The organism is Thiocapsa sp. (assembly GCF_018399035.1).
GTDB lineage: Bacteria > Pseudomonadota > Gammaproteobacteria > Chromatiales > Chromatiaceae > Thiocapsa.
In genome coordinates this window covers 4,507,652-4,532,035 of sequence record NZ_CP073760.1, presented here as the reverse complement: position 1 = coordinate 4,532,035, position 24,384 = coordinate 4,507,652, and the positions used below count along the sequence as shown (strand labels likewise).

Genomic DNA, 24,384 nt, shown 5'->3' with positions numbered 1-24,384 from the left:
CGAGACATTCGATCCGGAACCTCGGATCGATGCCCGTGATCACCGGTCCAAGGACGCCGGGTCGCGACGCCCGGGTTACACTAGTCATCGGCCGCTGAGTCGTACCCGGAACGAACACCGCTGCAGGATGAAATAAGGCATGGCGAAAAAGCCGACTGGATCCAAGCCAACCGGATCGAAAAAGGACGCCGCAAGCCGCGGCGCATCCAATCACACCGCATCCACGTCCGCGACAACGAGCCGTCCGCCACCGACTGCGGACGAGCCACGGCGCAACGCGGTCAACTCGGGTTCGTCGGTGCCGGATCAAGGCGCATCGCCCCCGGCAGGCACCCCCGAGAGCAAGGCGCCCGAGACCGAGCCATCCCCCCCCGCAGTCTCGGCACAGACTCCCCGGACGACCGCCTCCGCCGCGCAGCCTCCGACCGACTCGGTGCCGACGCCGACTGCAACACGTCTGCCGGGCGGATCGGCCGCAGGAGGCGAGGCGACGCCCGAGCCGGAACCGAAGACCGAGCCAAAACCCGAGGCCAAGGAGGCGACATCACCGCCCCGCGGCTCGACGCCCGCGGAATTTCCGGCACCTCCCCCGCCGCGCTCCCGACCGACGCGCGACCCGGAGCCGTCGTCCCAGCACCCGACGGAGACGGAGACGGAGCCCTTCCCGGCGCCGGAGCCCGAGAAACCCTCGGCACCACCACCCGAAGCGATGCCCGAACCCGAACCCGAGCCCGAGCCCGAACCCGAGCCCGAACCCGAACCGGAACCGGAGCCGGAGCCGGAGCCGGAGCCCGAGCCGCAATACGAGCAGCTACCCGAGCCCGAGCCGATCCATACGCCGGCGCCCGCGCGACCGAGCCTCTACGTTGTCCACATCACGCCGGAGCTGGCCTCGGTCGCCAAGGTCGGCGGGTTGGCCGACGTGGTCTTCGGTCTGAGCCGCGAGCTGGCGATCCGCGGCAATCATGTCGAGATCATCCTGCCGATGTACGCGACCCTGCGGCACGATCAGATCTTCGAGATGCACGAGGTCTACAAGGATCTCTGGATCCCTTGGTACGACGGCGCCATCCACTGCACGGTCTTCTTCGGCTTCGTGCACGGGCGCAAGTGTTTCTTCATCGAGCCGCACTCGCCGGACAACTTCTTCAACCGCGGCAGCATCTACGGCTTCAAGGACGACGTCCTGCGCTACGCCTTCTTCTCGCGGGCCGCCATGGAGTTCCTCTGGAAGGCGGGCAAGCATCCGGACGTCATCCATGTGCATGACTGGCAGACCGCCTTGGTCCCGGTGTTCCTGTATGAGTTTTATCAGCCGCTCGGGATGACCCATCCGCGGGTGTGCCTGACCATCCACAACTTCGCACATCAAGGGGTCACCGGGGTCGAGATCCTGCACGCGACCGGACTGCATCGGCCGGAACGCTTCTTCAATCGGGATCGCATGGCCGACAACACCTATCCCAAGGCACTGAATCTGCTCAAGGCCGGAATCGTCTATTCCAATTTCATCACCACGGTCTCGCCGCGCTACGCCTTCGAGACCAAGGATCAAGGCCAAGGGTTCGGTCTCGAACCGACCCTGCATACCCATCAGATGAAATACGGCGGCGTGGTCAACGGCATCGACTACGACATCTGGAACCCCGAGGTCGACCACCAGATCCCGGTGCGCTACAGCGTCGAGAGCATCGACGGCAAGTACGACAACAAACGCGCCTTGCGTCATCGCCTGATGCTCGCCGACAACGAGAAACCGATCGTCGCCTTTATCGGCCGACTCGACCCGCAAAAGGGTCTGGACCTGGTGCGTCACGCCATTTTTTACACATTGGAGCGCGGCGCCCAGTTCGTGCTGCTCGGATCCAGTCCGGACGAGCGCATCAACGGCGATTTCTGGGGCCTCAAACAGATGCTCAACGACAGCCCGGACTGTCATCTCGAGATCGGCTTCGACGAGGATCTCTCGCACCTCATCTATGCCGGAGCGGACATGATGCTGGTGCCGAGCCGCTTCGAGCCCTGCGGACTGACCCAGCTGATCGCCCTGCGCTACGGCACGGTACCGGTGGTCCGGGAGGTCGGCGGGCTCGCCGATACCGTCTTCGACAAGGACTACTCGCACCGTCCGCTGCACGAGCGCAACGGCTACGTCTTCCGCGATTTCGACAACCCCGGCCTGGAGTCGGCCCTCGGACGTGCCATCGCCTGCTATCGGAACCACCCCGAGCATTTCCGGGAGTTGATGAAGAACGGCATGCACAGCGACTATTCCTGGAACACGCCCGGCCAGGACTACCTCAACATTTACGACTACATCCGCGAAGGCTGAGAGGCCGCACGACGGCCTCGACCCAGCCCCAATCCGCCGCGCAGAGACGCGGCAAGGAGCGCATCGGCTCGATGAAGATCTACAATCTGTTTCCACGGCTCGCCGGACATTTCGGGGACTGGACGCCCCACCTCGAGCGGGCCTCCCGCATGGGTTTCGACTGGATCTTCGTCAACCCGATCCAGGTTCTCGGCCAGTCCCGCTCCCTCTATTCGATCGCGGATCATTTCGCGATCAACCAGACCTTCGTCGCGCCGGATTCAGGCCGGACCCCGGAGGAGCAGGTTCGCGCCATGGTCGCGAAGGCCGATCGGCTCGGTCTGAGCATGATGATCGATCTCGTGATCAATCATTGCGCCAAGGACGCGCAACTGGTGCACGAGCACCCGGACTGGTTCGTACGCGACGGCGACGCGGTCGCCAGCGCCTTCTGTGTCGAGTCCGACGGGAACCGCGTCGTTTGGCACGACCTGGCGCAATTCGATCACCGCGGCTCGCCCGATCGCGCGGGTCTCCTGGCCTATTGCATCGAGATGGTCGAGTACCTGATCGATCTCGGCTTTTGCGGCTTCCGCTGCGACGCGGCCTACCAGATCCCGAGGCCGGTCTGGGAGCATCTGATCGCGCACATCCGCAAGGCGCATCCGGATGTTCTCTTCGTCGCCGAGACGTTGGGCTGCTCGCCCGAGCAGACACGCGAGACGGCCGCCGCCGGATTCGACGCCATCTTCAACAGCTCCAAATGGTGGGACTTCGAGGGCGGCTGGCTGCTGGAGCAATACGAGCAGACACGCCGGCGGGTTCCCTCCATCAGCTTCCCGGAGAGCCACGACACCGAGCGGCTCTTCCACGAATCCGGCGGCAACCCGAACGCCATGAAACAGCGCTATCTCTTCGCCGCGCTCTTCTCGGCGGGCGTCATGATGCCGATCGGTTTCGAGTATGGCTTCAGACGGCGGCTCGACGTCGTCGACACGCGCCCGGAAGATTGGGAAGACACGCACCTTGACCTCACCGGGTTCATCGCCGAGGTCAATCGGATCAAGGATCGCTTTCCGGTGTTCGGGCAGGAGGGGCCGATCGAGCGTCTCCATCATCCGAATCCGGCCATCCTCCTGCTGCGCAAAGGGTCCGACACGAGTCGCGACACGGCATTGCTCGCCTTGAACAAGGATCCCTGGAATCACCAGCACCTGCGTATCGACGACATCTGCCAGGTCGCTCGAACAACCGATCCGATGCTGGACGTCTCGCCCGAGTCACCACTGGACCGACTGCCGACACCCTTCGAGCTCGAGCTCGGCCCCGGCATGGGTCGCGTGTGGGTGACCCCGGCGGTGCACTCCGACGGCGAAACCGGCAGCGCACGGCGCCCGAACGAAAACCGGACGCAGGTGGCCTAAACCGCGCCGGCTCCAGCGGTTCTGAAATCCGCCGGGGCCGATCCCATCCAAAAACATCGCCTACCGCACTGGGCGCGGTTGAGCGCGGTTTAGGGGCCTCAAGACCCATCGCATCATCCCTTGTTGAGAACATAAACAAGAACCGTTACCATTCGCTCAGTATCACTTGTGGCGAGCCGGCGCTGTGCCGACTCGATCGAACACCGACAAGGAACACTGAGCATGAGCGATCACGGCAACGGTCAACAGGAACACACGTCGGCAGCCGGTCAGCCGGCGGCGGATGCACCGCGACAAGGCGCAGCGGCACCGCAGCAAGGCGCGGCCGCAACAGGTTTCGCCCCCGGCGCGGCCGCCTTTCATCCGGCCCCGACTCAGGGCGCAAACGCGCTCCCTCCGAACGGCCCTCACGCCGGCATGGCCGGCGGTTATCCCGGACCGGGGGCGCACCTCGGTCAACCCGGATACGGTGCAACCCCGTCCTACTCGGGGATGTCGCAAGGCCCCACTCCGGGCACGTATCCGGGTCCGTATCCGGGTCCGGCGCAGCACCCGGCAGGCTATGGTCTCCCGCCGGGTTTCGATCCTTACTGGGCCGCCTATCATGCCCAGGCCCAGGCCCAGGCCCAGGCCCAAGCCGGCTATACCTTGCCGCCGCCCTATTCCGGTCTGGTCCCGCCCGGCATGCCTCACCCCGGCTACGCCCCGCCTTTCGGCGCCATGCCCGCTCACCCGCCCGTCTCCGGCAACGCTCACGGACCGCGAGGCCCCGGCATGTCGGAGCTGGTCGACGAGATCGCCAACGGAGGCAACGGTTTGTCGAGTCTGTCCAAGATGCTGAATCTGGACGATTCGGAATTTTGGAAAGGCGCACTCCTCGGCGCCGCGGCCGTCCTTGTGTTGACGAACGAATCCGTTCAAGGCGCCCTGTTCAAGACGGGCGCGAAGGCGAAATCGGCGGTCAAGACGGGGGTCGATCGCGTCAAGGAAGGCCCGCAGCGGCCACGGCCGACAGATCGGGCGGAACCATCCGATGTCTGATCACGGGCTCGTTCAAGCACAGGTTCAACCCGGGACCCGAACCGGCGGCGCGGACTGCGCGACCCTGGTCCGACTCGCCACCTTGGGCGCCGTCGTCGGCGGCAGTGTCGCCGCCGCATCCAATCTGCAACGCGTCGAGTCCGGCGACCTGACCGCAACCGCAGCGGTCGCCGAGACCGGCAAAACGGCCATCGCCGCAGCCGTGGCCACCGCCATCGGTGGTGCGGCTGCGTCCAGCGTCGCCGAACAGGGCCTGATGCGTCTCGGCATCATGTTCGCGGCGGGCACTCTGGCACTCTACGGCCTGCAGCGTTGGGCAGAGGCGCGGGGCGACGCCCATGAGTGATCATCGGCAGCGTCAACGCCACGGCGTGCATAAAAACCTGGCCGAAGGGATCGGCGGTCTCCTCGCCGGGGCAGCCCTCGTCTTGCTCGCGCGCTCCCTGTTCAAGGCTCGGGCGCGGTCGGCCTCGACGGATGCGCCCCCCTCACCGACGCTCGCCCCGTCAGGGGACCAGCCGTGCGCGCCGGATGCGCGCCCCATGAGCGCCCCCTAAGCGCTTACCGATCGTCCGGCGACACCCCGATGAGTCTCGTCCCTTATCACTTCCGACCGGCCAGCGGCCGCGCTGCCGACACTTTCACACGGAGACGGATCGACATGAACAGCCCCTATTACCCTTACGGTGACCCGATGGCGGCCGACCCGGGCGCACAGGCGCCCCAGATCCAAGGCGGTAGCCAAGCCTCTCATATGGTCGGTTATGCCGCCTACGGGTCGGCCGCACCGGGATACGGATACGCGCAAGGCTACGGCACGATGCAGGCCGGTAACGCCTACCCTCGGCAGGCGCAGCCATCAAGCTCGTTCCTCGATTTCGGCAACGATCGCTTCCTGAAGGGCCTGCTGATCGGCGCTGCGGCGACCTATTTGCTCACCAACGAAAGCCTCCAGCGCACCGCGATCAAAGGCGTTGTCCAGGTCTGGTCGGCACTGCAAGGCGGCATCGAAGAGGCCAAGGAACGCTTCCAGGATGCCGAGGCCGAGTTGCATCACGCGGCTCAGTCCAAGTCAACCGCGTCGTCGTGATGACAGGGTTGTTCGTGCTTGGGCCCGACGTTGCCGCGGCCCGATGCCTCGGTGGCGGACGCGGTTTAGATGTTCGAGGACGTCGATTGCTCGAACCCGTGTCCTGCGACGACCGTCGTTCACGAAGCACCCGAGCCCGCTTGGTCTGCGCGTCGGGCGCGCCGGCTGTGGATTGACCCGATGATGACCGCCGGCTTGCCGCCGCTCGACATGCGCTATCGCATCGTCCATGAGCTTCCCGGGCGATTGCGGTTGCGCGTGCCGGCGCTCGGCGCGCCGGGCGTCGACCCCGACGACCTGGAAGACTGGATGGATCCACTCGGCATCGTCACGAGCGCACGGGCGAGTTGCGGCGCCCGCAGTCTGGTGGTGGTCTATCGCGAATCCGCCGGCGCCCGCGACGCCGTGCTCCGACGACTGGATGCCTATTCGCCGCGGAGCGAGTCCGGTTTCACGGGCGGCGGGGCGCGCGAGGCGGAGATCGCCCCCATGGTCACCGCCGCGGCGACCATCGCACTCCTGCCCTTTCTGAGCCGACCGCTCCAGGTCGCGCTGACGGTGGCCAACGTCGCCTCGACCTTGGGGACCGGGGCCGAGACCCTGATCCGCAAGGGCATCAAGGTCGAGGTGTTGGACGCACTGGCGATCGGGCTCTCCGCGGCCCGGGGCGAGCTCTACACCGCCAACATCACCGACTTTCTGCTCGCGCTCGGCAACTTCCTGGAGCGACGCACCGAGCGCCAGTCGGACCGACTGCTGCGCAAGCTGCTGCGACCCGAGCCGGCCATAGCCTGGGTCGAGCGCGACGGCGAGCTGACGCAGATTCCGGGCGATCAGGTCATGCCCGGCGAGGTGGTCGTCGTCGGCACCGGGGAGACCATCCCGGTCGACGGCCGCGTCGTCGGCGGCAGCGCCCTGGTCAATCAGGCCGCCGTCACCGGCGAGGACGTTCCGGTGCGCAAGGAGGCACCGCGCCGTGCCGTCTCGGGCGCGGTCCTGATCGAGGGTCGTCTGCGCATCGAGGCGACGCAGGTCGGCGCTGAGACCACGACCTCGCGCATCTCGCGTTTCATCCAGGAGTCGCTGGACAAGCGCTCGGACACCCAGCGCGAGGCCGATCGTCTTGCCGATCAGCGGGTCTATCTGACCCTGGGGACCGGTGCACTGGTCTACGGGGTGACCCGCAACCTGACCCGCCTGCAGTCCGTGTTTCTCGTCGATTACTCCTGTGCGCTCAAGCTGGGCACGCCGGTCGCCTTCAAATCCGGGATGTACCAGGCCGCCGCGCACGGTGTCCTCATGAAGGGCGGCGAGGCGATCGAGCACCTCGCCGGTGTCGACACCATCGTCTTCGACAAGACCGGCACGCTGACCCACAGCGAGCTCGCGGTCACGGATGTCGTCGTTCTCAACAAACAGGCCACCTGCACCGAGACGGCACTCCTCGCGCTCGTCGCCTCGGTCGAGGAGCACGCCTCCCATCCGGTGGCCAACGCCGTGGTGGAGGCGGCGCGCTCGCGCGATCTGCAGCATATCTCGCACGGCGAGGTCGACTATCTGGTCGCGCACGGTCTCTCGGCCGAGGTCGAAGGCGAGCAGATCCTGGTCGGCAGCCGGCACTATCTGGAAGAGCATCGCGGCATCGCGTTCGAGGAGCATGCCGAGCAGATCGCGCGTCTGGAGGACGAGGGCAAGATCCTGCTCTTCGTCGGCAACGCGCAGGGACCGGTCGGGCTGATCGCACTGCGCGATACCCTGCGGGCCGAGACCGGCGAGACGCTCGACCGGCTGCGGGCACAAGGGATTCGTCGTCTGGTGATGATCACGGGCGACCGCCGCCAGAAGGCCGAGGCCCTGGCCCGCGAGCTGGGTCTCGACGCCTTCTACGCGGAGGTCGCGCCGGAGGAAAAGGCCGCCCTGATCGCCCGCTTCCAGGCGGACGGCAGCCGCGTGGCCTTCGTCGGCGACGGCGTGAACGACGGCCCGGCACTGGTCGCCGCAGACGTCGGCATCGCCATGCCGCGCGGCGCGGACATCGCCCGCGCCACCGCCGACATCCTGCTGATGGACGACCGCCTCGGCGCCGTGGCCGACGCCCGCGAGATCGCAACCAAGACCATGGCGCTGATCCGCGGCAACTTCCGCGCAGCCATCGGGATCAACACCGGCATCCTGGCCGGCGCGATCGGCGGTGTCCTCTCGCCGGTCGCCAGCGCTCTGCTGCACAACGGCACCACCATCGGCATCCTCTTCAATGCACTCAAGGGTGTTCGACTGGACGGGGAGACCGACGGGGCGGTGAATGCCCAACTGAAGCAGATCAAGGACATCGTCCGTCGTTGAACCGCGCACGGAGCGATATGCAACGTTTTCGGATGGGATCAGCCCCGGCAGACTTGACGACCGTTGGAGTCGGCGCGGTTTAAGTCATTTTTTAAGGTGATTTCCGGGAATGCATCGACCAACATGTAGGGGCGACTTTAGTCGCCCTGTAACCATTGGAGGCATGCACGGCCGGGATGCGCATTCCCGGAAATCGCCTAAATACTCTATACCGCGCAGACTCCCAGTCTCGTTCGCTGCCTCGGCATATCAACGTCAGTCAACGTCTTCGTCGGTGCTCCCGGCGCGGTTTAGCCGGACCGGCGCGCCGAAGAAGACCAGGACGGTCAGATCCTCCTCGACGTCGAAAAAGGTGTGGTCACAGGCCGCATGCACGTACATCAGCGTGCCTTCGCGGACCGCGTGCTCGCTCTCCCCCACCCGCAGTCGCCCCCGTCCGCCGAGGACGAGGTACAGCTCGTCCTCCTCGTGCGCGCTCGCCATGTCGCGCGATCCGGCGGGGAGGTGATAGACCGAGCAGCTGAGCGAGGGGGTGCGCAGAAACTCCTTGAGCGACAGGGTGCCCGGCTCGACGCGTGCCATCAGGTCCTCGAGCTGGAAGACCAACCAATCATCGTCTTTGTTCATCGTGCGCGATCTCGTCTTGAAAGCGGTGCATGGAACCGGTGAAGCCCCGTTGTCGATGTCTTGGAGCCAGCGGCTGGAAGAGCATCGGCGCGGGCCTCACCGTCGAGTGTCGGTCTTGCGGATCCGAAGACCCCGAGATGATACCGGTAATGCGAAGGATTTGCATTTAACCATGACAGGTCATACCATCCGTTTGTCGTCATCTGCTCTTCCATCGCGAGGCATGCGTCCATGAGCCACTATATCCATCACGTCCCCGGCCGCCTACGGATTCGTTCCGGCTCGTTTCGTTGCGACCCGGTAAGTGCGCGACTGGCCGAGGGCGAGCTGCTCTCCACCGAAGGGGTGCGCGAGGTACGCGTGAATCCGCGTGCAGGCAGCATCACCGTCCACTACGAGCCCGAACGCCTGACTCAAGCGCAGATCCTGGAAAGGCTCGAGCAGGTCGGCTGTCTCGGTGCCACGATCCGCACGGATTTGGGTACAACGCGCGTGCACGAGGTCTTCGGCAAGGCCCTCGTCGGCGCCGTGATGCGGAAAGCCGTCGAGCGCTCGGCCGTGCGGCTGGTGAGCGTGCTGCTTTAACCTAGATCCGGCAGTTGAACGGTCCCCGGAGTGCGTCCCGCGTGGTGTCCGGCAAGGCGCGACGAGGCGTCGTAGTGGTTCTACGACAACGAGTTGCAACGCAGTCGGGCGCCGCGCGGGGCGTGCTCCAGGGGTCGTAGCGGCCATCACCCGGCCAGTGAGCCATCGGATAAACGCGATCGTCAATACCGTCAAAGTCTTGCATAAGCACGAAGCGTTCAACTGCCGGATCTAGGTTTAACCGCGCGCAACTGGGGAGCGAGGCGGGAGGACGCCGTCATGTTACGCTAGGCGCGTTCAATATCGGCGAGCCACAAAGGGAGACGTGTCCTCATGCTCGACATCAGCGCCCTTGAGAAAGCCATCGCGCGATTGGCGGAAGGCCTAGCCCGGTATCAACAGGACATCACGGACACACAGATTCGTGATGGCCTGATTCAGCGCTTCGAGTTTACCTACGAGCTCAGCCACAAGATGCTGAAACGTTATCTTGCATCTGTCTCGCCCAGTCCCGACACTTATCACGGCGTGGCCTTTCAGGATCTGATCCGCTCGGGCAACGCACAGGGTCTGCTGCAGGGTGATTGGCCTACTTGGCGTCGATACCGCGAGATGCGCGGGATGACCAGCCACACGTATGACGAAGACACTGCACTCAAGGTCGTCGATGCCATCCCGTCATTTCTCGCCGAGGCGACTTATCTGCGTGACCGCATAAAGGAACGCGCAATATGACAGAGGCGACCACGGTACCCCCGATCGACATCAGCCCCGAGCACTGGACGATCGTCCGCGACATTCTCGATCGGCATCTCCCGCACCACGAGGTCTGGGCCTTCGGCTCGCGCGCCAAAGGGACGGCCAGGCCCTACTCGGATCTGGATCTCGCGATCATCACCGACACGCCTCTTTCCCTTGATGTCCGCGCCGCACTGGCCGAGGAACTCTCAGAGTCCGACCTGCCCTGGCGTGTCGATATCGTGGATTGGGCCGCTGCGAGCGAATCGTTCCGAAGGATTATCGCGCAGGACAGGGTGACCCTCCGACATGCCGATGCCCGCGCGTCCGGGCGGCAACAGGGCGCCAGCGTGAACCCAGCGATGCGCGTCTAGATCAACCGATAGGCGTTGATATCGGTCGCATAGGACAACCGATCCTCGGCCCGCCCGCCTTCGAAGGCATCGCTGAACACGGCCTTGAGCGCCGGGTTGCGCGCCACCGGCTCGCCCGCGAAATAGCCGTGGGTGTTTCCCACACCCTCGGCACGCGTGATGTCGATATAGCGCGCATTCGCCGCGAATAGGTTCTTGAGGTAGTGGCCGAGCCGCGCCCGCTGCGCCTCGCCCGGCTTGCGCCGCGACCACGCAAGCGCGAAGTCGTTCTCGTTGATGACGACATAGAGACGGTTGCGGGCCTGGATGCGCTGAACCCAGGTCTCGTGAGCCGCATTGTTCGTATCGGCGGCCACCAGCGAGACATTGTCGAAGATCAGCCGTGCGGCGGCTGCAGCGCCGGGTTGCAGGGCGTATTTGAGCACATAGTTGCCCATGCTGTGGCACATCAGATTGAGCGTCACCTTGCAATCCTCGGCCAACAGCTGCGTGAAGCGCGCTTGAACGGCCTCCCGATTGCCGCGACCGCCGTCTTCCGCCATCGCCTGCGTCCAAAAGACCTCGCGACGCGCCTCGGTCAGCTTTTCATGGTAGAGCTGCACCTTCTCGAAGAAGCGGTTCAGCGCGTCCATCGAGACCCGCGCGTCCTGTTTGTCGTCGAGGTAGGCCGCCGTCCCGCTGACCGCCCCGCCGCCGTTCGCCGGCCAACTGAAGGGCAAAACGATGACGTTGTAAAGCGCCTCGAGCGTCTCGGCCGTGCTCAGCACGTCCTTCATGTCGTTGTTGAAGCCGTGGACATAGACCAGCAGATGACGCTTCTCGCGTGCCGCCTGCTCCATGAGATCGCAGGCGACCTGCAGACTCGCGTACCAATCCGCCCGCTCGTCGATGTCGAGCGCGTGCCGTCGCTTCAGCTCCCGCACCTCGGCCTGCGTCAGCTTGTCGGTAAGCAGCTCGGTCGCGTAGTGAGAACCCTGCTTGGTGACCTTCACGAGCCTCAGCTCGTTCGGGCCGACCGCGTTCGGCGTATTGCCGAAGACATCCAGACCTTCCTTGCGAGCGTTGACCTTGCGGTTGGTGACGACGTACATGGCATCTCCTCCGGGTCGGTTTATACCTCGATGAGCGGACCATGACCTTCGCCAAGACCGCTCGCTTACTGCTCTCCTATGTCGTCGAGGCCACCGTGATCGGTGCGTCCGATCCATGCGCTGCCCGCTTCCGGACCGCGCGTACGGCCACGCTCGTAAGACCGGCCACCCAAAACATCAGTCGCTCGTGACATCCGCTCTGCGGTGTCACGCATGCCCCGTGGCGCTCTGCGCCACGTGCCACGATGGCCGGAGTTACGAGCAAGGCCGCGCGTACTATCGCGCTGCTCACCGACCAACCGGATGACCCGACGTTCGTACACTGTAGGATAGGATCGACTAGGAAACCGACTCTTTCAAGGCGCGGGCGAGAGTCACCCGCGCCCGCGCGTACCCCCGCCGGTCAGCGAGCCCATGATCCCGCGCACCAACTGACGGCCGATCTGGCTGCCGAGCGAGCGCATGGCGCTGGTCGCGAAGGCTTCGACCGGGGTCTGGCGTGTGCCGGCGCGTCGGGCCGGCGCCTTGCCGGTCGACGACGTTTGGGCGCCCTTGCCGCTGCGACCGAAGTACTCGGATAGATCCGGGATCTCGGGCGCGGCCGAGGCTGCGGCGGCCTGCTCGGCACGTTGCTCGAGGATCTCGTAGGCGGAGACCCGGTCGATCGTGACGTCGTAGACACCCTTCACGAGCGACTGATCCATGACGGCCTTGCGAACCTCGGGTTCGATGGGGCCGAGATGGCTTCCGGGCGGCGCGACATTGACCCGCTGGACGATCCCCGGGATCCCCTGCTCGTCGAGGGTCGAGACGAGCGCCTCGCCGACGCCGAGTGCGGTGATGGTAGCCTCGGTGTCGAGTGCCGGATTCTGCCGGAAGGTCTCCGCGGCGACCCGCACCGCGCGCTGGTCGCGCGGCGTAAAGGCGCGCAAGGCGTGCTGGATGCGGTTGCCGAGCTGTCCGAGGACGGTCTCGGGGACATCCATCGGATTCTGTGTCACGAAATAGACCCCGACACCCTTGGAGCGGATCAGCCGCACGACCTGCTCGATCTTGTCGAGCAGGACCTTGGGGGCATCCTTGAACAGCAGATGCGCCTCGTCGAAGAAGAAGACCAGCTTGGGCTTGTCCTGGTCGCCCGCCTCGGGCAGCTCCTCGAACAGCTCGGAGAGGAGCCAGAGCAGGAAGGTGGAGTAGATCGCCGGGGAGTGGATCAGCGTGTCCGCGGCCAGGATGTTGATGTAGCCGTGGCCCTGCTCGTCGGTCTGCATCATGTCCTGCAGCGCGAGCGCGGGCTCGCCGAAGAGGCGGTCTCCGCCCTGCTTCTCGATCACCAGCAGGCGGCGTTGGATTGCGCCCACGCTCGCCGACGAGACGTTGCCGTAACGGGTCTGGAGCTCCGCGGCATTCTCGGCCACATGGGCCAACAAGGCGCGCAGATCCTTCAAATCGAGGAGTAGCCAGCCGTTCTCGTCGGCGACATGGAAGACGATATTGATGACGCCTTCCTGCACCTCGTTGAGATTCAGGAGCCGCGACAACAACACCGGCCCCATCTCGGTCAGGGTGGTGCGGACCGGATGGCCCTGTCGGCCCTCGATGTCCCAGAACATCACCGGATTACCCGCAAAGACAAAGCCTTCCTCCTGCTCCAGATCCATCTCGGCGACCCGCTCGGCGACGCGCCGATTGCCGCCGCCCGGCTGGCTGATGCCCGCAAGATCACCCTTGATGTCGGCGAGGAACACCGGCACGCCGATGCGGCTGAATTGCTCGGCGAGCCGCTGCAGGGTCACCGTCTTGCCCGTACCGGTTGCGCCCGCGACCAGACCGTGCCGGTTGGCCATGCGCGAGAGGATCGAGATCGGTTCGGGCCCTTTGCCGACGAGGATGGACTGGGTCATATCAGGCGCTCCGTGTATGGCGAATGTGGATGGTCCGAGGTATCGCAGCCGGCAAGACGCCGAGGGGTCGGGGCATCAAGTATACCGAGCGCGTCCCGCCGCGACCGCTCGGACTTGTGTCGCCTCCGCTCGTGACCATCTAACGCGGCAGTTATCATCAACGTTGTCGCAGGGATTCTTCGATGTCGCTTACACAACCCGGATCACACCTCGCCGGTGCGGTAGTCGCCGCCACACTTCTGCTCGCCGGATGTCTCCCGACGACCGGTCCGACCCTGACCACCTCCGAGGCGTTCGAGCGCACGAACAGCGGCGAGGTGACCTTGATCGACATCCGCACGCCGATGGAGTGGCGCCAAACCGGGATCGCGGAAGGCGCGCATCGCGTCGACATGCGCCACCCGAAAGGGCCCGAGGGCTTCGCGGAGCAGGTGTTGGCCGAGGTCGGCGGCGACAAAAACGCCCCTGTCGCACTGATCTGCCGAACCGGAAATCGCAGCGCTCACATGCAGAAGGCGCTCCTCGACAGAGGATTCACCAACGTCTACAACGTCGTCGGCGGGATGGCCGGAAGCCGCGCCGGGACCGGCTGGATTCGAGAGCGATTGCCGGTGGAGGCTTGTCCGCGCTGTTGAGTCGAGCCGCACGACACGCGCGCCCGACGGCCCTTAGCGGCCGCCGCTCAGTCCGGTTCGGCGAGCGAGTCGATGTCGATCTCCCAACGGTCGAGCATTTGGCGGTAGATCACGAGCTCGGCATCGGAGAAGAAGCCATCCGAGCGCGCCAGCAGCAGAAGGATCCGCGCCAAGGTTCGACGCGAGACGCGGTCCGTGACCGGCGCCAAGATGCTGTCGACCCAGTCCGGGTCGGCGAGCCCGACGAAGCGCGCCGTGCCTGCATGGGCGATGAGATCGTCGCAGTAACCGTCGAAGATCCTGGCGAAGTCATCGCGGTCGACGCCGAAGCGCTCGAAGACGCCGAGCTGCTCAAGCATGGCCATCTCCTCGTCCTTCACCTCGCCATCGCTGATGATGAAGAGTGAGATGACGCGCAGCATGGCATCGGCGCTGTTGTTCGCGTAAGGGGTGGTCTCGGGCATCCTCGTCTTGGCTCCTCGGTAATTTCGTTCTCGTGACGGTCGAGCGATGATCGCACAAACCCGAGCACGCCGCCGCGCCCGGGTCCGGAGCCAGGTCCGGCGGCGGGTTTGCGTTTCCGGGAGCAGAGGCTCCAAAATGATGCAGGCTCCGGGTACGCTCTTCGCGCGACCCGGATCGGACGTTCCGATCGACATCCACGGACGCGACAGACATGTTCTTCCCGGTCGACGACACAACCCGCCGCAAGGCCAAAACGCCCCACGAGCTGGCGATGGTCAACCTGATCGTCTTCAACCTCCTGATCGGGGTGGCACTGCTCGCAGGCTCGATGGCCGAGCCGGATTCGACGATCGGGCGCTATAAGTGGCTGGCGGTCTCGATCCCGCTCGCCTTCTCTTTGGTGCTGATCGGCGTGACCTGGATGAGGTCCAGGCGACCCGGCAAGGACATGAGCTGGTTTGCCGCAACGCATTGGCGGTTGGCTGCAAGCCGCTATCGGCTGATCCTGATCGCCTATCTGGTGTGTGCCGCGATCCTGAGCATCGCCCTGCTCGGCAAGCCGGACGAGACCGAGATCGCGGCGCAGCTCAAGACCCTGCCCCCGGCGATGCAGGAGATGGAGCGGCACAAGATCGAATCCCAGGACATGGCCAGCGCCATCTGGGCGCGCATCGGCGTGGTTCCGCTGTTGCTTGCGGTGATGGTCACCGTCATGCTTGAGTCCGGCGCGCTCTACCAAGCCGGACGCGGAGAGCTGCCCGATGCGTTGGTCGCGCGACGTCCTCCCCCGGACGGGGTCATCGGGAGCGAAACCGAGCCGCCGGTCGCATAATTCGCGGCCTCCTGGCCTGTTGTTCCGACGATCACTCGCAACGTTCCACCACGACAGGAATTGACCATGTCAAAACCATCCCTTTACCTCACCACGGTACTCTTAGCTGCTATGACGACACCCGCACTTGCCGACAATCCCAAGGTTGCATTGGACGTCACGATCGGCGGCGAACCCGCCGGCACCATCACGATCGAGCTGTTCGCCGACGTGACCCCGAAGACGGCCGAGAACTTCCGCGCGCTCTGCACCGGCGAGAAGGGCATGGGCAAAAGCGGCAAGCCGCTCACCTATGCCGGCAGTCCCTTCCATCGCATCATCCCGGGCTTCATGATCCAGGGCGGCGACTTTACCCGCGGCAACGGCACGGGCGGCGAGTCCATCTACGGGGAGAAGTTCGCCGACGAGAACTTCGAGCTGAAGCACACCGAGGCCGGCATGCTCTCGATGGCCAACGCCGGCCCCAACACCAACGGGTCGCAGTTCTTCATCACGGTCGATGCCACACCTTGGCTGGACGGCAAGCACGTGGTGTTCGGCAAGGTCGTCGAAGGCATGGATGTCGTCGAGGCGATGGAGGCCCAAGGCTCGCGCTCCGGCGGAACCAAGACCGAAGTGGTCCTCGCGGACTGCCGCGCGCTCTGACGCCGGGCAGGGTTCTCGACCCGTTGCGGGTCGAGGGTCGCACCATTTCGGGGCCGCCTCGGGCCCCGAGCCATGGCCTGATCGACCGAACCGTTCGGATCGCGATGAGCCCGGCAGGTGCGCAAGACCCGGTCACGATCCGATTGATCCCGAAGCACAACTCCGACAGCTACACCGCCGCGCGGGATTGAATTTCCCGATGAATGGACTCAGGGTTTCCGAAAGACGACAGGCGTTGTAGGATTTTGGTGCAGTCTTTGCTTCAAGATTCGCATCTTCAGCGTTATTCACCCAGAAGCACCGAGGATCCAGCCATGTACGACATCGATCTCGATCGAGACTATCCTGATGCCCGACTCCGCTCGGCGGACCGTCTCCGCCCGGACGCCCGGCCCGAGCTACGGATGCAGACGTGGGCCGAATTGCAGTGGGAAGCCGAGCAGCAAAAACAGTTCGGGCCTTATGCGCGACAGATCGAGGCCGATGCCCTGCGCAGTCTCGGCTGATCCGAGCCCGGCGGGACATGCGACGCATCCCGCCGAGTTGCAACCCTCATTCATCCACAGCGCCGGCGCTGTACGGGTCAGATCGTCAGATCACCACGCGGCACCCGCACTTTAGATCGACGACGACGGGCGAAACCAAACGGCGCGCTTGACCCTGACAAATGTGCAGCACCAAAAGGGTCTGTGGGTCGAACACCAGCACATCCTTGACGCCCTGAGAGAGATAAAAAGGCGGGCCGATCTCCAAGTCTTTCGCCTCGTATCCCTTGCTCACGACCTCGACGACCGCCTCGGGCACCATCGTCAAAACGCTGTCCTGCTCCGCCTCGCCGGGCTCACGACAAAAGATGGAGATGTCGGGTCGCTTCAACCCGTTCGGGAACTGGATGTAGACATCCAGCGCGTGAACGCAGCCGCAATCACCGCCCTCCGACCGCACGATCGAAGCGGCAATCCGCTCGACATGCTTCTGATGCCGATACAGCGGCTGCGCCTCCCAGATCGCCAGCCCATTGACGATCTCCAGCCGCACCCCGAGCTCATCCGACCGCAGCACAAGCTGTTGCAGATCCATCGATACTCCCGACGCATTCCCGCATTAAACCGCGCCCGGTGCGGTATGCGATGTTGTTGGATGGGATCGGCCCCGGCGGATTTGACGACCGCTGGAGACGGCGCGGTTTAAGATATTAAAAATCATAAACCGCGTCCCCGCTGAGGGCCGTGGATGGACCAAACGTCGACCTCACTCGAAAGTGAGCATCTCGCTCTGGACGCGGTTTAAACAACACCCGATCATCGCACGCCTCGCCCAAGCATTCGACATCCTCAAATCGCGTCCGCTCCAACGCCTGTTGATCCAAACGAACAACTCGAGAACCTACCCGAAGAGGTCGTAGGGGAAATCCTCGACGGCCAACTCTACGTCCAGCCGCGCCCGGCGTGGCCCCACATCGTGACGGCGTCCGGGCTTGGGTACGAGCTGATCGGGCCCTTCCAACGGGGACGCGGCGGCCCCGGCGGTTGGTGGATCGTCGACGAGCCTGAAGTGCATTTCATCCGAGACGCCGAGGTCGATGTGCCGGATCTTGCCGGCTGGCGGCGCGAGCGCATGCTCACCCATCCGCCGGTTCACCGTATCGAGATCGTGCCTGATTGGACCTGCGAGGTCCTGTCCCCGTCCTCGGAAAGCAAGGACCGAAATATCAAGATGCCGATCTACGCGAAGTTCGGCGTGTCCTATGCGTGGTTGGTCGACCCTCTAGCACACACATTGGAAGCCTACGCCCTCGAAGACGGAGCCTGGAGAGAGATCGGCCGTTTTGCCGGTGCGGCCTCGGTATCCGTCGCACCCTTCGATGCGGTGGCCATCAACCTCAGCGATCTTTGGACGCCAACCGCATAGAAGAACAGACTGGAGCTTCTCGAACAGGGTCTGGACTTCGCCGATGCGCTTCATCTTGCCGGCAGCCGTCACTGCGAGGCGCTCTATACCTTCGATGACCGTCGGTTTGCGCGACGCGCCCAACGCTTAGGCGTGGGCACTCAAGTTGTGGTCCCTGGCTCCGAGCCGTCTTCAAGGGTGCCTTAGACAGGAAATCCGCGAGGAATTCGAGGGGCATCCCGAAGACATCCGTCTCCGGACAACGACGGCACGACAGCATGACGCAAACACAGGAGCCTCGATGGCCAGTCAGGATTCGAACAACAACGACCTCGCCTATGCCGACACCCTATGGAAGTCGGCCGATGCGCTGCGCGGTCAGGTGGACGCCGCCGAGTACAAGCACGTCGTGCTGGGCCTGCTGTTCCTGAAGTACATCTCCGATGCCTTCGCGGCCAGGCGCGAGGGGCTCATGGCCGAACTCGAAGCGGATGGCATCACCGGCGCCCAGATGGAGAGCCTGCTGGAGAGCCGGGACGAGTACACCGCCGAACGCGTCTTCTGGGTGCCGCCGGAGGCGCGCTGGCAGAACCTGCAGAACCAGGCCATCCGGCCCGATATCGCCACGCTGATCGACGACGCCATCCTCGCCGTCGAGCGCGACAACCCGAATCTGAAGGCCGACTACATCCTCGCCAATCCGCCGTTCAACATCTCGGACTGGTCCGGCAAGCTGCTGGAAAAAGACGTGCGCTGGCGCTACGGCACGCCGCCCGCCGGCAACGCCAACTACGCCTGGATTCAGCACTTCATCCACCACCTGGCGCCGCCGCCAATCTCAAACGGGGGCCACGGCGGCGGGGTCGCCGGCTTCGTCATGGCCAACGGGTCGCTCTCTTCCGGCTCCGGCGGAGAGGGCGAGATCCGCCAACGCATCGTCGAAGCCGACCTTGTGGACGCCATCGTCGCACTGCCGGCCCAGCTCTTTCTCACCACCGGCATCCCCGCCTGCCTCTGGTTTCTGACCCGCGACAAGACCGGCCGCAACCTTAAGCATGGCGGCCCCAATCGAAAAGAGGGGCGCCGCGACGAGACCCTCTTCATCGACGCCCGCAAACTCGGCACCCTGCAGACCCGCACGCTGCGGGTGCTCACCGGCGGCGACGGCGGCGAGACCCTGCTCGCCGACGGCCTCGGCGACCCGCGCCCGGCCTCCGACATCGGCCGCATCGTCTACGCCTTCCGCCAATGGCGCGGCGAGCCTGCCCCCGCCTGGTGGGACGCCGTCGAACACGGCGACTGGACCTACCGCGACATCCCCGGCTTCTGCAAGGCGGAGACGATCGACGGCATCCGCAAGCACGGCTTCGTGCTCACCCCCGGCCGCTACGTCGGCGCCGAGGAGCAGGAGGAGGACAGCGAGCCGTTCGAGGAAAAATATCCGCGCCTGCTGGCGGAGTTGGAGGCGTGCTTCGTGGAGGGTGAGCGTTTAATGGGCGTGGTGCGCGAGCGGTTGAAGGGGGTGGGCAATGGCTGATCGGCCAACTGACCTTGAGCCCCTGTCTGAACCTGGCCCGCCGGAAGGCCAGCTCCTGATTTATCGGGACGGTACCGCAAGCTTGCAGGTCCGCCTCGCGGGCCGCTCCGTCTGGCTGCCACAGCGGTTGATCGCCGAGCTGTTCCAGGTATCCGTCAAGACCGTAAACGAGCATCTGGTTAACATTTATGAAGAGCGTGAGCTTGATCGCGAGGCAACTATCCGGAGTTTCCGGATAGTTCAAACCGAGGGGGCCCGCCAGGTCTCCCGTGCCGTCGGCCACTACAGCCTCGACGCCATCCTGGCCGTCGGCTACCGCGTCCGTTCCGTCCGCGGCACCGCCTTCCGCCAGTGGGCCACCTCGCGTCTCTCCGAGCTGCTCCTCAAGGGCTTCACAATGGATGACGAGCGGCTCAAGGAAGGCCGGAGCATCGGCGCCGACTACTTCGACGAGCTTCTGGAGCGCATCCGCGACATCCGCGCCTCGGAGCGGCTGTTCTACCAGAAGATCACCGACATCTACGCTACCAGCATCGACTACGACCCGACCGACCCCATCAGCCAGACCTTCTTCGCCACGGTGCAGAACAAGCTGCACTGGGCGATCCACGGTCACACCGCGGCCGAGATCGTCAAGGGGCGCGCCGACGCCGCACAGCCCAACATGGGTCTGACCACTTGGAAGAACGCACCCCACGGGCCCATCCGCAAGTCCGATGTCACGGTCGCCAAAAACTACCTGACACGGGAAGAGCTCACCGAGCTGAACCGCGTCGTCAGCATGTACCTCGACTTCGCCGAGGACCAGGCCCGGCGGCAGAAGCCGATGCACATGGCCGAATGGGTCGAGCGACTCGATGCCTTCCTGCAATTCAATGAGCGCAACATCCTCAGCCACGCCGGCACTGTCTCGCACGAACTGGCCGAACGGCACGCCCACGCCGAATTCGACAAGCACGAGGCTGAGCGCCGTCGGCTTGAAGCCATGCAAACCGCGAGCGACTTTGATACGGCGGTTGAGCAGATGAAACGGCTGGAGATCGATACAGCGTCGCGCGGGGCCGGGGAAAATGCGGGAAAAGGGGACACACGGAGGCGCAAGCCGAAGAGAGACGGCAATGCGTAAACGACGGGCGAGCACAGGGCATCGCAACCCGTTTGCGGTGAAATCCCCACCGCTGCCGGAAAGTGCGCAAGAATGGCTTGTCTGATCCACTCAACCAATAGAATAGCGGGTTCGCAGCGCTAGCCACCAACTCCATCCGCTGCAAACGGACGATTATAAAAGCATATCAATCCGGCATGCTCAACCTGGGCCTGGTAGCTTTGGTAACATGATGGTTCCTCGCTGACGGTGAACGGGGCAATGTATGGTGTTGTATGAGAAATGGTGCGATGCGACCAAGGAACAGGACAAGCGCAAGTATTACTGGAAATATGTCGAAAAGCCCGGAGGGCGTGAGGAAATTCGTGAGGCCTTCGCCAAGACAATACGCTCACATTACGAGCGGCTTGAGCGCATTGCGGACGATGTCGCGCGCCTGGGCTACAAGGTAGCGGCAGAGATCCTGCGGTCCGCACTCCCACAAACTACCAAGGGGAGGTCTGGCGATCTTGGCGAAATTCTGGCTACCGAACTAGTCGAGGAGGAAACTGGCCTGCGTGTTCCCGTGCGCCGCTTGCGCAACAAGGATGGGCGCAATATGGGCGAGTCGGATTGACCACATGCTATTCACTGTATCAGGCAACGGCCCACTCTCATCGCTGAAGGAGAATCTCGACGCGGCCGCCACGAACCGAAATCAATATGTGGTGAACCTTCACATCGAAGATCATCAGGAATTTATCGCCAAGATGTACGAAAAGGCAGAAGACCTTGGAGACGACTGAAGAACTCTACACGCTCCTGGCGAGCGCCACCCAGGACGGCGTGTTTGGGCGGCTCTTGTATCGCGGGGCGGCTTGGTCGCTCATGCGCACTGATGGCGTGCTGCCAGCCAACGCGCCGCCATTGGGAGCGACCATCGAAACGGATCTTGCCGAGCATGGGTTCACTCTGCTACGCGCCGCCATGGCGCTTCGTGCCCAGGCAGGCGGGTCAGAACTGACCAGCAGGGCATTCGAGCGCGCTGCGAATGCGTTAGAAGCGCTGATCCGGAACGGCGATCCCAATGCAGTGGATCGTGGGTTCCACCGGACGATCGCAGCCGTCGCCTATCATTTGGCGGGCTTCTCCGCTGTCGCCTACTCGCTCTTCAGCCAAGCGGCGGAGGGACTGAATATGGCGCCAGGCGAAACGGCCGTGATGCAGTTGATCCTGCGCGATCTTGACGGCCTTCGAGCGTTCGTGCGGGGCTGGTTGAACGACGATGTTCATGGCGACAACCAGATGGCGGCCGAGCTGAGAGGCGAGGACGCCGATGTCGATGAGGTCCTGTCCACGATCATCAATACGACGATCTGTCGGGCTCTCGCGTTTTTCGACTTCGCCTTAGAGGCCGGTGAAGAAGAATCGATGGAGGATGCGCGTGCGCTGCTCGCGAGCGCCGTCAGCCTGGCTGGCAACGCCGAAAATGTGCCGCTGTGGTGGATATCCAATCTCTGCATGCACCTGATCGATGACCTCTGGTCGCACTCACTGCATGAGAATCTTCCTACGGAGCCGCCCGAAGGTGCGGCCGAGCGCTATGCCGATCTGAGGCGGCTGTTCATCGGCTCACTCTATGCCCGGAAGAGTTCGGAAGTTGAGCTTTGGCCGTCGCAGCGAGAGGCGGCCCGTCGATCGACAGACGTTAAGGATGACCTGGTGGTAGCGCTTCCGACCAGCGCGGGTAAGACGCGCGTGGCGGAGATCGCTGCACTGATGACGCTCTCCACCGCGAGGCGGGTCTTGATCGTTACGCCGTTGAGGGCGCTCTCGGCCCAGACGGAACGGTCATTCCGCAAGACGTTCGCACCACTCGGATTCAGCATTCCTCGACAAGTTCGTAACCGAGAAATCCGCACGCGGGCGGGAGACGAAGGCTTATCCGAGGAAGAACTCGCATCTGGCCTTGTTCGCCGCGTGGGCATTCGCCGCCCAAGGCAAGCGCACCCTGATCTTCTCGACGCAGGCGAACTGGGTTGAGGGGTATGGAAAGCAGGTCGTCGACCTCCGCAAGCGCGGTTATCTAAAATCGTTACTGGACGATGAGGGACCGATCGCCCGCGCGCTGGAAGTGGGCAAAGAATGGCTCGGTGAAAAGCATCCGGCGGTGGCGAGCCTGAAGGCTGGCGTCGCCATTCATCACGGCCGGCTACCCAGTCCATTTCTGCGTGAACTGGAGATTCTGCTTTCCGAGGGGATACTGAAAGTGATCGTCGCATCGCCGACGCTCTCGCAGGGGCTTAATCTCAATGCTGCTGTCTTGCTGGTCCCAGCGCTCTACCGCGCAGGACACCTGATTACCGGCGAGGAGTTCGCCAATGTCGCCGGCCGTGCTGGACGCGCGTTCGTCGATGTCGAAGGTTTGATTGTTCATGTCATGTTCGACAAGGTGGGCTGGCGGAGCGGTGAATGGCGGGGACTGGTCGCCTCTTCGAAGGCTCGGACCTTAAAGAGCGGGCTGATCCAGATCGTCGCGGAGATTCTTAAGCGCCTGACTCGGGGGGGCGTGTTGGCGAGCGACGATGCGTGGGAGTATCTCGCCAACGCTCGCGATGCCTGGAAATCGACCGCTGAAGAGGGGGCTTTGGCCGAACGGTTGGCAGCGGGCGCGGACCATGAGCCGGGCAACGGCGACGACGAAGATGACGATGCTGGAGGCGATGAGGAAGAGAGCATCGACGAAGCGCCGCTCTCGCAACTCGTGGAACGTCTCGATGCGACCGTGTTCGGCATGATTGAAGCACTCGATGCGGATCGCGCTGACCTGCCGAAACTCTTGGACGAGGCCCTCAAGGGTTCGTTGTGGGCACGCCAGATCGTTCGCGAGGGCGAAGGCGAAGGCGTCGAGGCCCTGCACCGGAAGGTACTCGAAGCACGCGCCGACCTCATCTGGTTGACGACGACGTCACAGTCCCGTAAAGGGCATTTTGCGATGGGCGTCGGCCTTGAGGCTGACTTAGCGATCGACGCGATGGCCGACGAATTGGGAGATCTCATTGATCGCGCCGACGCGGCGTCGCTCCCGGGCGACGTCGATGAACTCGCCGAGGCATTGGCGGGCCTTGGGGAACGGCTTCTCGCTATGCGCCCCTTCATTCCCGATAAGAAGAACGCACTTCCTGGGAATTGGCACACCATCCTGCGGCAGTGGGTGTCGGGAGCCGAGGTTTCCGAGATCGGGCCGAACAATATGCGCATGGTCGAAGATGCCTTCACCTATAGGCTGGTCTGGGCGCTTGAAGCCATCCGCACCCGACGCATGACACTGGGTTGGTCGCCAGACATCATACCAGGGGGCGGGGCTGCTGCCTTGGAGACAGGTGTGCCGCAATTTATGATGTCGATGTTGATCCGCGCCGGGCTTCCCTCAAGACGGGCAGCGATGGCGGCCATCCAAAGTAGCAACCCTGTGTTCGTGACGCCAGCGGAAATGCGCGCTTGGCTCGGGTCGAGATGAAATCAGCGCGTTCACGGGTGCGGGCGACTGGCCGACTCCAGGAACGGCGGCGTTATGGGCGCGGTTCAGGATCGAAGCCCTCAGCGGTGGGATTCAGAAATGGTCTGTCGAACGCAAACGGCGGCTGCTCGATGCACCTATTAGTTCGGTGCCGCCTGCCGGGCTATACCGGATACTCACCGATGAGGGCGACGGTCAGACTTGGCTGGCAACACCCGATTATCGACGGCAGGCGTCGTTCAGGAAGC

General features: G+C 64.1%; 26 protein-coding genes. 21 read left to right on the top strand and 5 right to left on the bottom strand.

All coding sequences use genetic code 11. The features are described 5' to 3' along the window. Nucleotides 1-139: 139 nt before the first annotated feature. From glgA to KFB96_RS20650, 6 genes are all read left to right on the top strand, one after another. Nucleotides 140-2,332: a glycogen synthase GlgA gene (gene glgA, locus KFB96_RS20675; protein WP_213460964.1), complete on the top strand. Its 2,193-nt coding sequence runs from the start codon at nucleotides 140-142 to the stop codon at nucleotides 2,330-2,332. A gap of 71 nt (nucleotides 2,333-2,403) precedes the next feature. Further along, nucleotides 2,404-3,735, top strand: coding sequence for an alpha-amylase family glycosyl hydrolase (locus tag KFB96_RS20670; protein WP_213460963.1), 1,332 nt, complete (start codon nucleotides 2,404-2,406; stop codon nucleotides 3,733-3,735). Nucleotides 3,736-3,957: 222 nt separating this feature from the next. Then, nucleotides 3,958-4,776: a hypothetical protein gene (locus KFB96_RS20665; protein WP_213460962.1), complete on the top strand. Its 819-nt coding sequence runs from the start codon at nucleotides 3,958-3,960 to the stop codon at nucleotides 4,774-4,776. Then, a complete protein-coding gene (locus KFB96_RS20660) occupies nucleotides 4,769-5,122 on the top strand; it encodes a magnetosome protein MamC (protein WP_213460960.1) in 354 nt (117 codons plus the stop codon). Before KFB96_RS20665 ends, KFB96_RS20660 begins: the two co-directional genes overlap by 8 nt. A gap of 315 nt (nucleotides 5,123-5,437) precedes the next feature. Beyond that, nucleotides 5,438-5,866 carry a hypothetical protein gene (locus KFB96_RS20655; RefSeq protein WP_300970614.1) on the top strand — a complete coding sequence of 143 codons (429 nt, stop codon included), beginning with the start codon at nucleotides 5,438-5,440 and terminating at the stop codon, nucleotides 5,864-5,866. 180 nt (nucleotides 5,867-6,046) lie between these two features. Then, a complete protein-coding gene (locus tag KFB96_RS20650; protein WP_366931561.1) occupies nucleotides 6,047-8,209 on the top strand; it encodes a heavy metal translocating P-type ATPase in 2,163 nt (720 codons plus the stop codon). 255 nt (nucleotides 8,210-8,464) lie between these two features. Here the strand turns inward: KFB96_RS20650 and KFB96_RS20645 are convergent, their stop codons facing one another. Further along, on the bottom strand, nucleotides 8,465-8,836 hold the full coding sequence (locus tag KFB96_RS20645) for a cupin domain-containing protein (RefSeq protein ID WP_213460958.1): 372 nt from the start codon (nucleotides 8,834-8,836) through the stop codon (nucleotides 8,465-8,467). Nucleotides 8,837-9,067: 231 nt separating this feature from the next. Here KFB96_RS20645 and KFB96_RS20640 point away from each other — a divergent pair, with 231 nt between their 5' ends. From KFB96_RS20640 to KFB96_RS20630, 3 genes are all read left to right on the top strand, one after another. Then, nucleotides 9,068-9,421, top strand: a complete 354-nt coding sequence (locus tag KFB96_RS20640) for a heavy-metal-associated domain-containing protein (protein WP_213460956.1) — start codon at nucleotides 9,068-9,070, stop codon at nucleotides 9,419-9,421. Between the two features lie 333 nt (nucleotides 9,422-9,754). After that, nucleotides 9,755-10,156 (top strand): nucleotidyltransferase substrate binding protein, encoded by a 402-nt coding sequence (locus tag KFB96_RS20635; protein ID WP_213460954.1) that lies wholly within the window; start codon nucleotides 9,755-9,757, stop codon nucleotides 10,154-10,156. Then, nucleotides 10,153-10,533 carry a nucleotidyltransferase family protein gene (locus KFB96_RS20630; protein WP_213460952.1) on the top strand — a complete coding sequence of 127 codons (381 nt, stop codon included), beginning with the start codon at nucleotides 10,153-10,155 and terminating at the stop codon, nucleotides 10,531-10,533. Before KFB96_RS20635 ends, KFB96_RS20630 begins: the two co-directional genes overlap by 4 nt. Here the strand turns inward: KFB96_RS20630 and KFB96_RS20625 are convergent. Continuing rightward, nucleotides 10,530-11,624, bottom strand: coding sequence for an alpha/beta hydrolase (locus tag KFB96_RS20625; protein WP_213460951.1), 1,095 nt, complete (start codon nucleotides 11,622-11,624; stop codon nucleotides 10,530-10,532). The two genes, KFB96_RS20630 and KFB96_RS20625, sit on opposite strands and share 4 nt — an antisense overlap. A 41-nt stretch (nucleotides 11,625-11,665) precedes the next feature. On the opposite strand from KFB96_RS20625, the gene KFB96_RS20620 reads away from it, so the two are divergent. Next, nucleotides 11,666-11,815, top strand: coding sequence for a hypothetical protein (locus tag KFB96_RS20620; protein ID WP_213460949.1), 150 nt, complete (start codon nucleotides 11,666-11,668; stop codon nucleotides 11,813-11,815). A gap of 183 nt (nucleotides 11,816-11,998) precedes the next feature. Here KFB96_RS20620 and KFB96_RS20615 read toward each other — a convergent pair whose 3' ends face one another. Continuing rightward, nucleotides 11,999-13,528 carry a helicase HerA-like domain-containing protein gene (locus KFB96_RS20615; protein WP_213460947.1) on the bottom strand — a complete coding sequence of 510 codons (1,530 nt, stop codon included), beginning with the start codon at nucleotides 13,526-13,528 and terminating at the stop codon, nucleotides 11,999-12,001. Nucleotides 13,529-13,710: 182 nt separating this feature from the next. Between KFB96_RS20615 and KFB96_RS20610 the strand changes: the two genes are divergently transcribed. Continuing rightward, nucleotides 13,711-14,163 (top strand): rhodanese-like domain-containing protein, encoded by a 453-nt coding sequence (locus KFB96_RS20610; protein ID WP_213460945.1) that lies wholly within the window; start codon nucleotides 13,711-13,713, stop codon nucleotides 14,161-14,163. Between the two features lie 47 nt (nucleotides 14,164-14,210). Here KFB96_RS20610 and KFB96_RS20605 read toward each other — a convergent pair whose 3' ends face one another. After that, the gene (locus tag KFB96_RS20605; RefSeq protein ID WP_213460943.1) at nucleotides 14,211-14,627 is read right to left on the bottom strand and encodes a TerB family tellurite resistance protein; all 417 of its coding nucleotides are present in this window, start codon (nucleotides 14,625-14,627) and stop codon (nucleotides 14,211-14,213) included. A 212-nt stretch (nucleotides 14,628-14,839) separates the two neighbouring features. Here KFB96_RS20605 and KFB96_RS20600 point away from each other — a divergent pair, with 212 nt between their 5' ends. The 3 genes from KFB96_RS20600 (at nucleotide 14,840) to KFB96_RS20590 (ending at nucleotide 16,611) form a co-directional block, all read left to right on the top strand. Then, complete coding sequence (locus KFB96_RS20600) at nucleotides 14,840-15,460, top strand: hypothetical protein (protein WP_213460942.1); 621 nt, start codon at nucleotides 14,840-14,842, stop codon at nucleotides 15,458-15,460. A 66-nt stretch (nucleotides 15,461-15,526) separates the two neighbouring features. Continuing rightward, nucleotides 15,527-16,105 carry a peptidylprolyl isomerase gene (locus KFB96_RS20595; RefSeq protein WP_213460941.1) on the top strand — a complete coding sequence of 193 codons (579 nt, stop codon included), beginning with the start codon at nucleotides 15,527-15,529 and terminating at the stop codon, nucleotides 16,103-16,105. Nucleotides 16,106-16,419: 314 nt separating this feature from the next. Next, nucleotides 16,420-16,611, top strand: a complete 192-nt coding sequence (locus KFB96_RS20590) for a hypothetical protein (RefSeq protein WP_213460940.1) — start codon at nucleotides 16,420-16,422, stop codon at nucleotides 16,609-16,611. Nucleotides 16,612-16,696: 85 nt separating this feature from the next. Here the strand turns inward: KFB96_RS20590 and KFB96_RS20585 are convergent, their stop codons facing one another. Next, the gene (locus KFB96_RS20585; RefSeq protein ID WP_213460939.1) at nucleotides 16,697-17,185 is read right to left on the bottom strand and encodes a Uma2 family endonuclease; all 489 of its coding nucleotides are present in this window, start codon (nucleotides 17,183-17,185) and stop codon (nucleotides 16,697-16,699) included. Nucleotides 17,186-17,443: 258 nt separating this feature from the next. Between KFB96_RS20585 and KFB96_RS20580 the strand changes: the two genes are divergently transcribed. The 7 genes from KFB96_RS20580 (at nucleotide 17,444) to KFB96_RS20550 (ending at nucleotide 24,136) form a co-directional block, all read left to right on the top strand. Further along, on the top strand, nucleotides 17,444-18,016 hold the full coding sequence (locus tag KFB96_RS20580; RefSeq protein WP_213461260.1) for a Uma2 family endonuclease: 573 nt from the start codon (nucleotides 17,444-17,446) through the stop codon (nucleotides 18,014-18,016). Nucleotides 18,017-18,296: 280 nt separating this feature from the next. Continuing rightward, on the top strand, nucleotides 18,297-19,532 hold the full coding sequence (locus tag KFB96_RS20575) for a class I SAM-dependent DNA methyltransferase (RefSeq protein ID WP_213460938.1): 1,236 nt from the start codon (nucleotides 18,297-18,299) through the stop codon (nucleotides 19,530-19,532). Continuing rightward, nucleotides 19,525-20,658 (top strand): virulence RhuM family protein, encoded by a 1,134-nt coding sequence (locus KFB96_RS20570; RefSeq protein ID WP_213460937.1) that lies wholly within the window; start codon nucleotides 19,525-19,527, stop codon nucleotides 20,656-20,658. Before KFB96_RS20575 ends, KFB96_RS20570 begins: the two co-directional genes overlap by 8 nt. A 244-nt stretch (nucleotides 20,659-20,902) precedes the next feature. Beyond that, nucleotides 20,903-21,253: a Hachiman antiphage defense system protein HamA gene (locus tag KFB96_RS20565; RefSeq protein ID WP_213460936.1), complete on the top strand. Its 351-nt coding sequence runs from the start codon at nucleotides 20,903-20,905 to the stop codon at nucleotides 21,251-21,253. A 4-nt stretch (nucleotides 21,254-21,257) separates the two neighbouring features. Beyond that, the gene (locus KFB96_RS20560; RefSeq protein ID WP_213460935.1) at nucleotides 21,258-21,422 is read left to right on the top strand and encodes a hypothetical protein; all 165 of its coding nucleotides are present in this window, start codon (nucleotides 21,258-21,260) and stop codon (nucleotides 21,420-21,422) included. Beyond that, nucleotides 21,409-22,659 carry a DEAD/DEAH box helicase gene (locus KFB96_RS20555; RefSeq protein ID WP_213460934.1) on the top strand — a complete coding sequence of 417 codons (1,251 nt, stop codon included), beginning with the start codon at nucleotides 21,409-21,411 and terminating at the stop codon, nucleotides 22,657-22,659. The genes KFB96_RS20560 and KFB96_RS20555 overlap by 14 nt, the downstream gene beginning before the upstream one ends. After that, on the top strand, nucleotides 22,586-24,136 hold the full coding sequence (locus KFB96_RS20550; protein WP_213460933.1) for a hypothetical protein: 1,551 nt from the start codon (nucleotides 22,586-22,588) through the stop codon (nucleotides 24,134-24,136). Before KFB96_RS20555 ends, KFB96_RS20550 begins: the two co-directional genes overlap by 74 nt. Nucleotides 24,137-24,384: the final 248 nt, after the last annotated feature.

Coding starts and splice junctions, on each gene's coding strand:
- glgA (WP_213460964.1), top strand. CDS start 140: ATGGCGAAAAAGCCGACTGGATCCAAGCCAACCGGATCGAAAAAGGAC.
- KFB96_RS20670 (WP_213460963.1), top strand. CDS start 2,404: ATGAAGATCTACAATCTGTTTCCACGGCTCGCCGGACATTTCGGGGAC.
- KFB96_RS20665 (WP_213460962.1), top strand. CDS start 3,958: ATGAGCGATCACGGCAACGGTCAACAGGAACACACGTCGGCAGCCGGT.
- KFB96_RS20660 (WP_213460960.1), top strand. CDS start 4,769: ATGTCTGATCACGGGCTCGTTCAAGCACAGGTTCAACCCGGGACCCGA.
- KFB96_RS20655 (WP_300970614.1), top strand. CDS start 5,438: ATGAACAGCCCCTATTACCCTTACGGTGACCCGATGGCGGCCGACCCG.
- KFB96_RS20650 (WP_366931561.1), top strand. CDS start 6,047: ATGATGACCGCCGGCTTGCCGCCGCTCGACATGCGCTATCGCATCGTC.
- KFB96_RS20645 (WP_213460958.1), bottom strand. CDS start 8,836: ATGAACAAAGACGATGATTGGTTGGTCTTCCAGCTCGAGGACCTGATG.
- KFB96_RS20640 (WP_213460956.1), top strand. CDS start 9,068: ATGAGCCACTATATCCATCACGTCCCCGGCCGCCTACGGATTCGTTCC.
- KFB96_RS20635 (WP_213460954.1), top strand. CDS start 9,755: ATGCTCGACATCAGCGCCCTTGAGAAAGCCATCGCGCGATTGGCGGAA.
- KFB96_RS20630 (WP_213460952.1), top strand. CDS start 10,153: ATGACAGAGGCGACCACGGTACCCCCGATCGACATCAGCCCCGAGCAC.
- KFB96_RS20625 (WP_213460951.1), bottom strand. CDS start 11,624: ATGTACGTCGTCACCAACCGCAAGGTCAACGCTCGCAAGGAAGGTCTG.
- KFB96_RS20620 (WP_213460949.1), top strand. CDS start 11,666: ATGACCTTCGCCAAGACCGCTCGCTTACTGCTCTCCTATGTCGTCGAG.
- KFB96_RS20615 (WP_213460947.1), bottom strand. CDS start 13,528: ATGACCCAGTCCATCCTCGTCGGCAAAGGGCCCGAACCGATCTCGATC.
- KFB96_RS20610 (WP_213460945.1), top strand. CDS start 13,711: ATGTCGCTTACACAACCCGGATCACACCTCGCCGGTGCGGTAGTCGCC.
- KFB96_RS20605 (WP_213460943.1), bottom strand. CDS start 14,627: ATGCCCGAGACCACCCCTTACGCGAACAACAGCGCCGATGCCATGCTG.
- KFB96_RS20600 (WP_213460942.1), top strand. CDS start 14,840: ATGTTCTTCCCGGTCGACGACACAACCCGCCGCAAGGCCAAAACGCCC.
- KFB96_RS20595 (WP_213460941.1), top strand. CDS start 15,527: ATGTCAAAACCATCCCTTTACCTCACCACGGTACTCTTAGCTGCTATG.
- KFB96_RS20590 (WP_213460940.1), top strand. CDS start 16,420: ATGTACGACATCGATCTCGATCGAGACTATCCTGATGCCCGACTCCGC.
- KFB96_RS20585 (WP_213460939.1), bottom strand. CDS start 17,185: ATGGATCTGCAACAGCTTGTGCTGCGGTCGGATGAGCTCGGGGTGCGG.
- KFB96_RS20575 (WP_213460938.1), top strand. CDS start 18,297: ATGGCCAGTCAGGATTCGAACAACAACGACCTCGCCTATGCCGACACC.
- KFB96_RS20570 (WP_213460937.1), top strand. CDS start 19,525: ATGGCTGATCGGCCAACTGACCTTGAGCCCCTGTCTGAACCTGGCCCG.
- KFB96_RS20565 (WP_213460936.1), top strand. CDS start 20,903: ATGGTGTTGTATGAGAAATGGTGCGATGCGACCAAGGAACAGGACAAG.
- KFB96_RS20560 (WP_213460935.1), top strand. CDS start 21,258: ATGCTATTCACTGTATCAGGCAACGGCCCACTCTCATCGCTGAAGGAG.